Raw genomic sequence first — 13,018 nt, 5'->3', positions numbered from 1 at the left:
TTAATGATTAAAGGTGATGGGGAATGAATAAAACAGTTCGATATAAAACATTGCTTGATAACCTGAATCAATATAATTCAGGTACAAAAGGGATTACTAGGGTTGCCTATACAAACGAAGAACAAGCATGTACCCATGCGTTTATCAGGTTATGTAAGGCAGAAAATCTAGAAATCAAACTTGACCCGTGTGGAAACTTAATTGCCAGAAGAGAAGGAAAAATAAAAGGATTGCCACCAGTTGTGATGGGGTCTCATTTGGATACGGTATATCAAGGTGGAAAGTATGATGGTGTTGTCGGAGTAACCGCTGCTCTTGAAGTTATCAAGCGCTTGAATGAAAAGGGGATTGTAACAGACCATCCTATCGAAATCATTTCTTTTGCCTGTGAGGAATCTTCCCGATTTGGTGTATCGACAGTGGGAAGTAAGGCGATGGTAGGTTTAATTAATAAAGAAAAATATCGTCTATTAAAAGATCGAGATGGCATTACGATGGAAAAAGCATTTGAGTTATGTGCTCTTGATTATGATTGCATCGAATCTGCGAGCAGAGTCGGTGAAAAATTCAAGGCATTTTTTGAATTACATATAGAGCAGGGACCTGTTCTTGAAAACAATCAGAAAAAGATTGGAATTGTTACTGGAATTGCGGCTCCTGTACGGTTTCTATTAAAAATAAATGGTAAGGCATCCCATTCTGGAACTACCCCTATGGCTATGAGAAATGATGCCCTTCTTGGTGCTGCAGAAATTGCTTTAGAGCTAGAGAAAGCGGCATTAAACGAGCAGGAATACGAGACGGTTGCTACAGTTGGGATAATAGACGTTCTAGCTGGTGCGATGAACGTCGTTCCTGGTGAAGTAGAGGTAAAAGTTGATTTACGGTCAACATCTGTTGCATCACGACAAAGAGTAGTTGATGATTTATTTCAAACCATTACTAATATAGAAGAAAAGCGGAAGCTGAAAATTGTGTCCCAGGAAATTAGCTGCGAGGAACCTGTGCTGCTTTCATCCGAATTGATGGAATCAATTGAGGAAATTTGTCAAAAGATGAATCTATCCTATCAATATATGCATAGTGGAGCTGGGCACGATGCGATGAATATGACAAGACTCGGACCAGTTGGATTAATCTTTATCCCCTCAGTTGATGGATTAAGCCATCATCCTGATGAACATACCGAATTAGAAGACATTATATTGGGAATTGATTTGTTGGAGGAAGCTGTACTTATTTATGCGAGAGCAAATGGGGTTCAGTAAATAATTGATTAAATCGAAAACGTCAGTACATTGTGTACTGACGTTTTTTCATGAAGCCTGATTGTTATGATCTTTTACCTTCCATAACTGTTCCAGTAAAATGGCTACAAACGTACCCATTATTAAACCGTTCTTTACAAAAAACTGAATAAAATTCGGTAGGTTATTTAACATCTCATTTGGTTCAAACATAATACCTATTCCTAATAATAATGAAATTCCAATAATGATAATAGTACGGCTATTTAAGGCTTGCTTTTTCATAGAACGAAGGGAGATTTTAAACATATCAATTAAAGTTGCTAATAGTACCGCACTTGCAACAGGTAACGGAAGTGATGCCATAAATCCCACAATGCCTGGGAACATGGAAACAATCATTAAGATTCCACATGCAAAGAGAAAAGGTTGAATCTTGTATTGCTTTGTTATTTTTACAAATCCAGCAGTTGCAGGTATAGGTACGACCGCTATTGTGGAAAAGATAGCAGCCAAAAGATGCGAAACTCCTCCTACAAATGTTCCAGTAACCAGCTTTTCCCTTATTATGTTCTTCTCAGTGGTGATTACTTCCCCAGCTGCAGAAATAGCAGCTATTGTGTTTGAAATTAGTAATAGAGTAAATAAAATGACTGTAATCATCATGCCACCATTAAATTCTGGGAATCCCCAGGCAAAAGGCGATGGTAATTTTAACAATTCCCCCCCATTGGAAATGGTTGAATTAACTTTTCCGAAACACAGAAATACAGTCCAACCCCAAAAAATGCCTATAAGGATGGCATAACTTTTAAGCCAACTTTTCCCTTTAGTTATAAAAAGAACAATCATAACGACAACAAGTAAGGCTAACAAAAAGCTCAATAGATCGATTTGTCCTGTTTCACTGTTTTTGGGCATCATTCCACTAATAAAAACGACACTTAACTGGACTGCTAAGATGAATAGAAAAATTCCCGTCACGATGGGAGTAAATAGAAATAGCAATCTCTGCACCTGTTTAGTCATTCCCAATAGTAATAAAAGCAAGCCTGCGATGATGATGCCCCCGGAAAGAATCTGCAAACTGTTTTGCATGGTGAGTCCCTGTTGCTGTCCAATAGAAGCATAAATGACAAAGATGCTCACCCAAGAACCTGCTGGTCCATCTGCAAGGGGAAAGCGGTGGCCAAATTTCGCTTGGATAAATGAACTGAGCCCTACGATAAAAAACATTCGTTGCATAAGTTCCGATATTTCAGACGATGTCAGTTGGAACACATTGCCGATAACAATTGGAAGGGCAATAGAGTTCACAAGTAAGAAGATAAACCATTGAAAAGTACTTAAGAATTTATTCTGTTTAATCATATTGTAACTTGCACCTTCCGATTTATTCTTCTGGTTAAAATGAAATCCGGCCCTAAACAATAAAGAGCCGGATAGAAAAATATTTATTTTCATTGTACAATTTGCATAAAACTAGAATATGTTCAAAATAACCAAAAATGGAAGGATCCGTTTAGGCAATTTGCACAACTATTGATTACGCAACAATATGAGTTCCAGCTTCCTCATTAATAGCTGCTTTTAAGCTTTCAGGATTTGTAATAATGACTCTAGAGCCATTGTTCTCTAAAAAGCTTAAGCTCGCTTCAATTTTTGGTAGCATACTTCCAGGTGGGAAGTGACCTTCAGCAACATATTGTTTTGTTTCTTCAATTGTAATCTTTTCTAACGCTTTTTGATTTGGTTTACCAAAGTTAATACATACTCTTGATACACCGGTTGTAATGATTAATGCATCAGCTTTAATTTGCTCGGCTAATAGACTAGTAGCAAAGTCTTTATCAATAACAGCATCAATACCTTGGTAGGTATTATTATCCGATTTCACAACTGGAATCCCGCCACCGCCAACCGCGATGACAACAAATCCAGACTCTATTAATGTTTTAATGGCTTCCTTTTCCACAATATCAATAGGTTTTGGAGAAGGGACAACACGTCTATAACCACGGCCGGAATCTTCAATGAAAACCCAATCTGGATGATCTTTTTTCATTTCTTCTGCTTGTTCTAATGTAAAAAAGGATCCTACAGGTTTTGTTGGATTGATAAAATTCGGGTCATCCTTGCTTACTTCCACCTGAGTAATCACAGTAGCTACTTTTTTGTTAATACCCCTTTTAGCAAACTCATTCGTTAAGGCTTGTTGAATTTGATAGCCGATTCCACCTTGTGTATCTGCACCACAATTCACAAGCGGAACTTCTGGCATTCCTGCTACTTCATTGGCAATTTCTGATCGTCTAAGTCCAAAGCCTACCTGAGGTCCATTGCCATGTGTTACAACTACGTTATAGCCTTGCTCAACCATATCAGCTATATTAACTGCCGTTTCGACAACTGCTTCATATTGATCTTGAACGGAGTCACGTCCGTTATCACGAACTAATGAGTTGCCTCCGATAGCAACGATAACTACTTTTTCCACTTTTTAACCTCCTAATTGGTATTATTTTTTAATTTCCGAGTAATTCTATCGATTTTTGTTTATGAGAATGATATAAAGGATTTGTCGGGTCATTGGCAATCGCATTTTCAATTGCTTTAATCGCCTCTTCGTGTCTTCCTAAAGATCTTAAGCTATTGGCTTTATGGAAAGAGAAATCATAGCGATTCGGCATTATGGTTAATAATTGATTCATTGCCTGCACTGCCTCTTCATGTCTGCCAAGCTCTCTTAAATAATTTGATTTATGATATAGATAGAACGTATCATTAGGATCTAAGGCAACTGCCTTATCGTATTCAGCTAAGGCTTCTTCGGATTTTTTCATTAATCGTAAGCAATTAGCAGTATAAAAATAGAAATCTAAGTCATTGGGATCAATAGCCAAGGCATTTTGATACTGTTCTAGCGCTTCTTCATATCTCTTTAATTCCTGGAGGAAATGCCCTTTATAGTAGATTAAATCAAGGTTTTTCTGATCGCTTTCCAGAGCTTTATCGATTAAAGCTGTTGCTTTCTCATATTGGTCAGCTCGTGCATCCGATTTTGCTTGCTTGATATTTTCATTACTTTCAACATATTGTTTCTTTAAAATTTGCACAACCTTAGCCTGCTTTAGTTCAATTGCGTGCTGAAGCGAAGACTTCCCATCCCGATCTGGCAAATTTATATCCGCGCCTGCCTCAACAAGTAATTCAATTACGTCAGAATAAAGACGCCCACCGTTCCCTAAAATAACTGACTCTAGTAACGCAGACCAACCTAAGTCGTTTGCATGGTTTACTGGTATACCAGCATCTAAGCATCTTTGTACCGTTTTTAAATAGCCTTTTTCACTGGATGGCAATAATGCTGTTCCTCCGAATCGATTGACACTCTTTAAATCAGCACCATAATTCAGCATTAAGCTTAGTATTTCGTGAAAACCGTTTGCACCTGAACAAATAAATGGTGTCAATAAGGTGATATCTCTTGTGTTTACATCACTGCCGGCTTCTAACAATACCTTTACAACCTCGATATGATTTTTTTGGGTTGCGGCCATTAGTGCCGTACGGCCATCAGCATCCTTAAAGTGAACATTTGCCCCTTCTGCTAAGAGCTGACAAACTACTTCTATATCCCCTTGTTCACTTACCTTAATAAGTTCTTGATCTTTATTTTCAGTCCTCACAATCGTTTACACCTCTTTAATGACTAGTAATCACTAGCGCTCATACAAAATGGTAAAACGTATCTATTATTCTATTTAAAAAATACGTCCGGTATTGTCGTTCACAATACCGGAGAATGATGAATAATAATTCAACGTTATTTATTTAATTTATGGAAAAACTCAAACAAATCATCACAATCTGCTCTTTGCTCCACTTTAACCATATTGAGAACACTTTTATCTTCACCTGTTAAATACTTACGTAAATGCATATCAGAGAATCCGTGTTTATCAGCATCTTCACTCGTATTACAGTAATATACTTCTTTAATACCTGACCAAATAATCGCAGATACACACATTGGACAAGGTTCACAAGTTGCATAGATAACACAATCTGACAAATCCATCGTTCCAAGTTTTTTACAAGCCTCACGTATCGCAACCATTTCAGCATGAGCAGATGGATCAGTATCTCTCATCATTGTATTGCTTACGACAGCGATAATTTCATCACCTCGTACAATGGTTGCACCAAATGGTCCACCAACTTTGTTTGCCATACCAACAGTCGTTGCTTCTGCGGCTAATTTCATATAATCCATAATAAGATTCCTCCAATTCAGTATTACTCTGTAACAGGACCAATATTTTCTTTCTTATTTACATAGAGTTTATAAACTAAAAACGCTGCAATTAGTAAATATCCCCAAACGAAAGGCATAGCAGTCGCTTGTGCAATTCCAAGAGTACTTGTATGAATGGCACCAACAAAAGTTAACACGGCTCCCAGCACTGCGGCTATGATGCCACCAATAGGCGTGTTACGGATGGTAAATACCGCTATACACCCCCAAAGTACACTAGTAATAGGAGCACCATTACCTAGAGCAAGCAAACCATCGTAGAAAAGTCCGGCATTATGCAGAGCACCTGAAGAAACTTGATTGGCAGCATCTCCCACAGACATACCAGCAGCTGAAAGTGCATTATTCACAGCAACTAGTGCCCAGTTCGCAACCCATGGGAAGAAACAAACAAAGATTGCCGGAGCTTCAAATTTCGGACTTTCTTTCACAACTTGATGCCCTGTTACAATCGCAATAAACACGAGCATCGGAACAATAGCAGCAATTGGAACTACAGCAAGTAAAAGACCCATTAGACTGAAAATCGATAATAAGAATATGGCAACAGAACTAGCAATGGAATAGCCTAAACCTGCACCAACTTCTTTCCAACCAGCATGACCAACATATACGGTTACAGGGAATGGGTTACCACAAAGGCCACCTACTAAAGTAGAAAAACCGTTTGCAATCATAACGTCTCTAGTATTGTATTCATCTCCAACAACTGCAGCAGCTTCAACGTTTTCTAGATTAAAAATGAAGTTTGATAACCCTAGAGGTATAGCAGTCAATAAATATGGCAAAGCGGCTTCCATATGGTCGAAAAGCCCATTTAAATGCAACATTGGAGGATTAAAGCCAAATGACTTTAGAGCTTCCGTAACATCAGCAGGATTTTGATATCCAGCGATCCAAGCAATGGCAGTTCCTATTACGATCAATAATAAACCTGTAGGAATTTTTCTAAATATTGGATGTTTACTTAACCAGTTCATAAAAATAATGATTAATGCAACAAATGCCACTACAGGCATTTCAAAAGATTGAAGCATTGGGTTCATTCCTAAGAAAACAAATGCCAAACCTGCCAGGGCTGCTAGCAATACAGTTCTTGGGACGATCTTTCTAATTGTTTCACCTATAAATGCACCTACAAATAAAATGGAAGCCTCAACAAAGCCCCAAAGCACAGCGACTGATGTTGTAAAAACAGCATCCTGTGTTTGATGATATAAAGGAAGCATAATGACAAATACGATAAGAAAAATACCAGGTGAACTAGAACCTGATGGTAGTGCGGTAATATCTGTTCTACCTGTTTTCTTAGCTAATTTATAGGCAAAATAAGCAAAAATAGTACCGGATATCAATACCGCAAATCCAAAGCCAGGAACAATTCGTTTAAAAACAAACTCTGCTGGCATGCCAACTACACCGATTAGTAGTGAGATCATAACCAAAAAGTCTGTCAAAACATTAACGAACAAACCGAAGGAAGCAGCAATGTCTCCTTTTTTCCAAAAAGCTACTTTTCCCATAAGAATTCTCCTTAAAATGTATTATTGGGAGACACCAGGGAAACCTAGTATTTGCTAGCTTCCCCCATGTGTCGTTAAAACCTAGTTAATATTTTCACTTAATGCTAGGATCGCTTTTTCAAATGCTTCAACTGGTGGATACGTAATACCCGCACCAATCATACCGATTCCAGGCTCTTTATGAGCAATAGCCGTATTGATTACTGGCTTAATGCCTGTTTGCATAACTTTTCGAACATCGATACCTGTTGGAACACCCATAAAGTTTAATAATGGAATGGTGACATTTGGATTTTCAGTCGTTGTAATTTCTTTCATTTGAGTAGAGAAGCCAATAGCTTCATCTACTGTTCCTCCAACTAGGGCGACAATGGCAGGGGCTGCTGCCATGGCAAATCCGCCGATACCATATGTTTCTGTAATCGCAGAGTCACCGATATCTAAACCAGAATCCTCTGGCTTGTAACCAGCAAACATTGGTCCAATAACCTTTTGAGCAGGTCCTGTGAACCATGTATTTCCTGCCATACCGCTAACGCGAATTCCGAATTCCACCCCGTTACGAGCCATTGTTGTGACAACGGTACTATTCTCAATTCCATGAGCGGCATCCATGGCACACTTAGACATGGCCATCCAAGTTGGTCCAGAGAAATAATCGCTACTTGCAACGAACTCAAACACTTCACGCTTTTGCTCCGTTGTGAAACTTGTTTGTAAAATATAAGGGGTTAATGCTTGAATTAATAGCGTTGTACCAGCAACGTTACGGTTATGACACTCATCACCCATATGAAGAGCTTGGGCAAGCATTAAACGTAGATCAATTCCAGTTGGATGAAGCTTCATTGCTTCGCTTAGGATTGGACCAAATACGTCTCTCATCCAAATTAGTCGGTTAATAACGCTTTCATCATTTGCACCCATACGTAAAATCTTTGATAGCTGCTCACTTAGGTTTGTATAGGCAATGTTTCCATACGTTTTGTTCTCAACAATATGCATATACATCGATGCAGAGGTAACCCCAGCCATGGAACCTACACAGTTATGCTCATGGCATGGTGCAAATGTAATTTCACCTGATGCAGCAACTCTGTACGCATCCTCAATATCTTTAGCTAAGCCTTCGAATACTAGTGCACCTGTAACCGCACCTTTCATCGGACCGCTCATGTTTTCAAATGCTATTGGAGGACCCGCATGAAGAATCGTTGTTTTTGTCATTCCAGGAACACAGTTAATGGCTTGTTCAAAACCGATTAGAACTGGCTGAGAATTAATAATTCTCTCAACAGCAAGCTTGTTTGCTGCTTCAATTTTTTCGACAACGCTAAGGTCTTCCAACTTATCTAAAGCAGAGATGATTTCTGGTTTCCCACCACCTGGTGGTTTCCATTCAAGATGTGTCGCACCAGCATTTTGTTTTAAGATGTCATCTTTAAAAAATTCAATTCCAACATTGATGGCATGAATTTTACTATTGAAAAGTTCGTTAATTTTAGTCATAACTATTCTCCTTTCACAACGAATTCACGAGCTAGTAACCCAGCGTTTTGGCTACTAGATGCATGCGTTGCCCCTGAAGCTATTAATTTATCAATTTGTTCTTGATAGTTTTGTTGGTCTAATTCTGTTCCAAGAATGTATCCTAAAATTTCTAGATGTCTACCTTCTTGTTCCGCTTGTTGTTTTGCTTCGATAATATGTGGAAGCATCACTCCAACTGGATCTTCGTGTGAACCGAAGCCAAGTACGAAATCCATAACGATAACTCCAACAGAAGGATCTTTCGCTTCTTGCTTAAATCTTTCGATTCGTGTAGTTGGATCAATCATCGGATGTGGTTTACCTTGGGTAAATTCATCATCCCCGAAATCAATAAAGGTGTGTTCTTGGGATACATTATTATCTTTTAAAAGGTACTCAGGATTTTTCTGAATGTTGCTGTACACATTATCGAATTTTTCCATTGCCGTGTACATCGCTTCATCACATAAAGTTCCGCCACAGAATAAGCCACGAATGTATTTCTGTTCCGGAGTTAATTTTGCACGAACTTCATGAACTAACGGAATGTTAAGCGCTTTTTTATTGATTTTGCTCTCATCAGCGCCAGTTAACAGGACAGCCTTTAGTGCTGCTTCTTTAGACATTTTTGCAAAATGTCCACCTGCTGCGGAAACCTTTTCTTCGTTTCCGCCAATAAACCAAACGACTACTGGCTTAGAGCATTGTTTGATTTGGGCACAAATCTTGTCTTCCACACTTGGTGCAGGTGGCTTAGATACTAGAACAATCGCTTTCGTTGCTTCGTCAGCTTCTAAGGCTCTAATGCCGTCAAGCATCATGATTCCGCCCACTTCTTCACTTAAATCACGGCCGCCTGTTCCGATTAATTGAGAGATACCGCCGCCAAATTCATGGATACGTACACTTACTTCTTGGCTACCTGTTCCAGATGCACCAACTATTCCAATACTTCCATTTCTAACTGCATTAGCAAACGCTAAACCAACATTGTTGATAATTGCTGTACCGCAGTCTGGCCCCATCATTAAAAGGCCTTTTTCATGAGCAAGATTCTTTAACGCGATTTCTTCTTCTATACTTACATTGTCGCTGAAAAGCATAACGTGAAGATCATTCTCAAGCGCCTTTTTTGCTTCTCTAGCCGCATAAGCACCGTTAACAGAAATCACCGCAAAATTCGCTTCAGGAATACTGTTTGCAGCAGATGAAATAGTGGAATATTTCACTTCACCTTTCCCACCGGTTGAAGTGTCCTTTTTCGTTAATATTTCTTCAATTTGAACGAAAGCGTTTTCACATAATTCATCAGTTGCCGCCTTTACGACAATCATCAGGTCACTTGTTTTTGCTTCCTCAACCTCTGGAGTCATTAACCCGACGTTTCGGATGACTTCTTTGTTCATTTCCGTTCCCATTGCGATGATCGCTTGGTCAACGCCTTCAACTTGATTAGCCTTGGTTGATAAGGACATTAAAGAAACGGAATCAACATATGTGTTTGGTTTAATTAATACTTGTATAGTCATACTTGACCTCCTGCTTTCATATTGGCTACTAAACCGTTGTAAATACCTAAGGCAATATCTGTCCCGGATGTTGAGCCGATAGTTAATACTTTATTTAAAGAGAGAATAAACTCCTCATCTTTACCAGTGAAAATAGACTTTACTAAATGAATGATTGATTCTCTTGTTTGGCCAACTGACGCTTTCTTTAGAGCCATATAGCTGATATCATTGGTTAATGTTCTGGCCTCATGTACCACTAGATCCGCCAAAGTTCGATAACAAAACAACGGACTATTAGAGATATTCAGGATAGTAAATAATCCGACTAGATAATCATCCCCTGATGGCGTTAGACCGGGACCAAGACCAATCAATCTAATAGCACTCTTGGAAGCATCGGAGATTTCTTTATTTAACAAAGCTTCATGTAACATAGAGATTCTTTCTTCGATTATTTTTGACATCTCCGTATCAAAGGGGCTTTGTGGTTTGAGTGTTTTTTTTATTCCTCCATCCTTTCCATGAAGGTTAATATACTCTTTCATTTTTGAAATATTTTTATAGAATATCTCAGGATTGGTAGGATATTTAGGTAGTTTACTCTCCCACAACTCTGCCTTTTCAACCGATATGACCATTTGATTGCCGATATATAACTTTTGATTTTCAGTAATTACCGAGGTATTTACCGCAAGTTCGATATCACCAAATCGTTCCCTTTCAATTACAAGCGTATTTGGGCCATTGTCTATTTGGTTACATGCAATCGTATATAGCTCATCATTTTCAAAGCATTGAAGATTTATCGTGCGGTTAAATGTGCTGTGGATATATCCGCTAAAACTTGAATCTTTAATCCGCTTAATAAAATCGACATCACCAGATCGCGCATATGTCACTAGTGTCACTTCCTTTAAATGATCTACCTCCAATAATGAAAGTTTTTCTTATTAATGTTGTAGATTTAACAGAAATCCTATAAATTGATAGTTAAGCAATTTGCTTTACAATCGTTATTTTAGACTTCATGCATAAATTAATCATTGTTTACCAAAACCAAAAAGTTTCGAACCTATTTGTGCAAGGTATACAATGGTCTGTGATCATTCTTTGACAAGGAAGTGAGAAAATAATGTTAACAGTTAAAGATTTGTTTGAGATTAAAGCGATTGATGGACTTAAAATTGTTGCTGGAGATAAGGGGATAAATAATGAAATTTCCATTGTGAATATCATTGAAAATCCAGAAGCTTTTGACTGGCTGTCACCAAACGAACTTCTGTTATCGACAGGTTATATTTTTAAAGATAATGAAGAGTTGCAAAATCGAATTATTAAAGAGCTATCCGAAATTAATTGTGCTGGTTTAATTGTGAAAATGAAACGATATTTCGAAAAACTCCCTCAAAATATGATCGATGAAGCAAACAGATTAGGGCTGCCTCTTATAGAATTGCCCTTTGAATATACTCTTTCTAAGGTCATATCGATAATCAATGAGAAAGCTTCTGGCAGATACGATTTATTAAATCGAAAAACCTTAGATATGCATAATTTATTTTTTAGAATCACCCTAGAGGGTGGTGGAATTGAACGAATTTCTTCGTTACTTTCTGAAACGATTATGAATCCGATCGTTCTTGTCGATAGGGATTGGAAGTTGTTGCATTTCACGGAACATAAGGACAATAAGGTTCCATTAGCTTATTGTCTTGATCTTGTTAAAAATCGTTCGGTATTTAAAAAGTCATTCATTGAGTCCATTCCTAACAATATTAGTGAAATAAAAAAATCAATTAAACGAATCTATCATCTAGAAGGTATGGAAATAAAATGCCGCATTCTACCTGTTGCAGTAGCAAATCATATCTACGGATATATAGTCGTTTGGCAAACGGTAAAGGAACTATCGGAGTTTGATTATATTATTTTGGAACAGGCATCTACTAACATGGCACTGGAACGGATTAAGGCAAAGGAAATCGAGGAAGTGAAGCTAAAGATCAGGCAAGACTTCTTTGATGATTTATTAACCGGAAAAATAACTTCAAGTGAATCGATTCAGACTTTAAGCGAATTACATGGTTTAAATTATCAATACAAATATTTTTGTGCGGTCGTAAATATTGACTCACAAGAGCTTCATTTAAGTGATGATTTTATTGCCAGGAAGGTTCAACTAGAGAATAAAGCGCGCAAATGCGTGGATTTAGTATATGAGCAGACAAATTTAATTCCAGGTGAAATTACCTGTTTCCACCGAAACAACCGAATCATTATTTTAGTAGGCCAGCATGAAAATAGACCCACCATTACTACTCATGAGGCAAAAAAATACGGAAATGACATTTTCGAAATACTTAAAAAGCATGTTACGGAAACAATGTTCCTAGTAGGAATAGGTGGTCAATATGATACCATTCAATCTCTTCATAAAAGTTTTTCTGAAGCGAATGAATCGATCAGACTTATGCAAAAATTCGAAGACAGAGGCGGGGTCTCCCACTTTGAAGATCATTCTGTCTATCACTTTTTAGATTCCAATATTAAAGATTTTGAGCTTGAAGGCTTTTTCATGAAAAGCCTTGGTGCTATTTATGAACATGACCGCTTACATGGGACAAGCTATATTGTCACATTAGAAAACTTTTTCAGCAATAATCTAAATATAAGCGAAACCGCCAAAGCAATGTTTTTGCATCGAAATACACTCATTTATCGGATTGAAAAGATTAAGGAGATCTTAAATAGCGATTTAAAAAACTCAGAGGAGCTCTTGCAAATCCAATTGTCATTAAAAATTTTTAGACTTCTTAATAAGAGCTTTCAAAAAGGCAGTTGGCATGAGAATATGTAAGCAAAAGGAAGGAAGCCTCAATTTGAAACAAG

General features: G+C 37.8%; 10 protein-coding genes. 2 read left to right on the top strand and 8 right to left on the bottom strand.

Annotated features, from left to right (window positions below; genetic code table 11):
* The first annotated feature begins 23 nt into the window (after window positions 1-23).
* Entirely contained in the window at window positions 24-1,268 is a 1,245-nt protein-coding gene (locus ACX9YW_RS16145; RefSeq protein ID WP_460348267.1) for a M20 family metallo-hydrolase, read from the top strand.
* Between the two features lie 48 nt (window positions 1,269-1,316).
* Here ACX9YW_RS16145 and ACX9YW_RS16140 read toward each other — a convergent pair whose 3' ends face one another.
* The 8 genes from ACX9YW_RS16140 to ACX9YW_RS16105 form a co-directional block, all read right to left on the bottom strand.
* Entirely contained in the window at window positions 1,317-2,618 is a 1,302-nt protein-coding gene (locus tag ACX9YW_RS16140; protein ID WP_460348264.1) for a purine/pyrimidine permease, read from the bottom strand.
* Between the two features lie 175 nt (window positions 2,619-2,793).
* Window positions 2,794-3,744, bottom strand: coding sequence for a carbamate kinase (gene arcC / locus ACX9YW_RS16135; RefSeq protein WP_460348261.1), 951 nt, complete (start codon window positions 3,742-3,744; stop codon window positions 2,794-2,796).
* A 28-nt stretch (window positions 3,745-3,772) separates the two neighbouring features.
* On the bottom strand, window positions 3,773-4,936 hold the full coding sequence (locus tag ACX9YW_RS16130) for an ankyrin repeat domain-containing protein (RefSeq protein WP_460348258.1): 1,164 nt from the start codon (window positions 4,934-4,936) through the stop codon (window positions 3,773-3,775).
* A 137-nt stretch (window positions 4,937-5,073) separates the two neighbouring features.
* Window positions 5,074-5,523, bottom strand: coding sequence for a nucleoside deaminase (locus tag ACX9YW_RS16125; RefSeq protein ID WP_460348255.1), 450 nt, complete (start codon window positions 5,521-5,523; stop codon window positions 5,074-5,076).
* 23 nt (window positions 5,524-5,546) lie between these two features.
* Window positions 5,547-7,088: a xanthine permease gene (locus tag ACX9YW_RS16120; protein ID WP_460348252.1), complete on the bottom strand. Its 1,542-nt coding sequence runs from the start codon at window positions 7,086-7,088 to the stop codon at window positions 5,547-5,549.
* 81 nt (window positions 7,089-7,169) lie between these two features.
* The gene (locus ACX9YW_RS16115) at window positions 7,170-8,597 is read right to left on the bottom strand and encodes a YlbE family protein (RefSeq protein WP_460348249.1); all 1,428 of its coding nucleotides are present in this window, start codon (window positions 8,595-8,597) and stop codon (window positions 7,170-7,172) included.
* A 2-nt stretch (window positions 8,598-8,599) separates the two neighbouring features.
* The gene (gene fdrA, locus ACX9YW_RS16110; protein WP_460348246.1) at window positions 8,600-10,147 is read right to left on the bottom strand and encodes an acyl-CoA synthetase FdrA; all 1,548 of its coding nucleotides are present in this window, start codon (window positions 10,145-10,147) and stop codon (window positions 8,600-8,602) included.
* Entirely contained in the window at window positions 10,144-11,028 is an 885-nt protein-coding gene (locus tag ACX9YW_RS16105; RefSeq protein ID WP_460348243.1) for an oxamate carbamoyltransferase subunit AllH family protein, read from the bottom strand. The genes fdrA and ACX9YW_RS16105 overlap by 4 nt, the downstream gene beginning before the upstream one ends.
* 233 nt (window positions 11,029-11,261) lie before the next feature.
* On the opposite strand from ACX9YW_RS16105, the gene ACX9YW_RS16100 reads away from it, so the two are divergent.
* Window positions 11,262-12,986, top strand: coding sequence for a PucR family transcriptional regulator (locus ACX9YW_RS16100; RefSeq protein WP_460348240.1), 1,725 nt, complete (start codon window positions 11,262-11,264; stop codon window positions 12,984-12,986).
* Window positions 12,987-13,018: the final 32 nt, after the last annotated feature.

The organism is Pseudoneobacillus rhizolycopersici (assembly GCF_054786815.1).
This window is presented reverse-complemented; position numbering and strand designations above follow the sequence as displayed.

What these genes read in the sequence shown, in the direction of transcription:
- ACX9YW_RS16145 (WP_460348267.1), top strand. Translation starts at nt 24, where the DNA reads ATGAATAAAACAGTTCGATATAAAACATTGCTTGATAACCTGAATCAA.
- ACX9YW_RS16140 (WP_460348264.1), bottom strand. Translation starts at nt 2,618, where the DNA reads ATGATTAAACAGAATAAATTCTTAAGTACTTTTCAATGGTTTATCTTC.
- ACX9YW_RS16125 (WP_460348255.1), bottom strand. Translation starts at nt 5,523, where the DNA reads ATGGATTATATGAAATTAGCCGCAGAAGCAACGACTGTTGGTATGGCA.
- ACX9YW_RS16120 (WP_460348252.1), bottom strand. Translation starts at nt 7,088, where the DNA reads ATGGGAAAAGTAGCTTTTTGGAAAAAAGGAGACATTGCTGCTTCCTTC.
- ACX9YW_RS16115 (WP_460348249.1), bottom strand. Translation starts at nt 8,597, where the DNA reads ATGACTAAAATTAACGAACTTTTCAATAGTAAAATTCATGCCATCAAT.
- fdrA (WP_460348246.1), bottom strand. Translation starts at nt 10,147, where the DNA reads ATGACTATACAAGTATTAATTAAACCAAACACATATGTTGATTCCGTT.
- ACX9YW_RS16100 (WP_460348240.1), top strand. Translation starts at nt 11,262, where the DNA reads ATGTTAACAGTTAAAGATTTGTTTGAGATTAAAGCGATTGATGGACTT.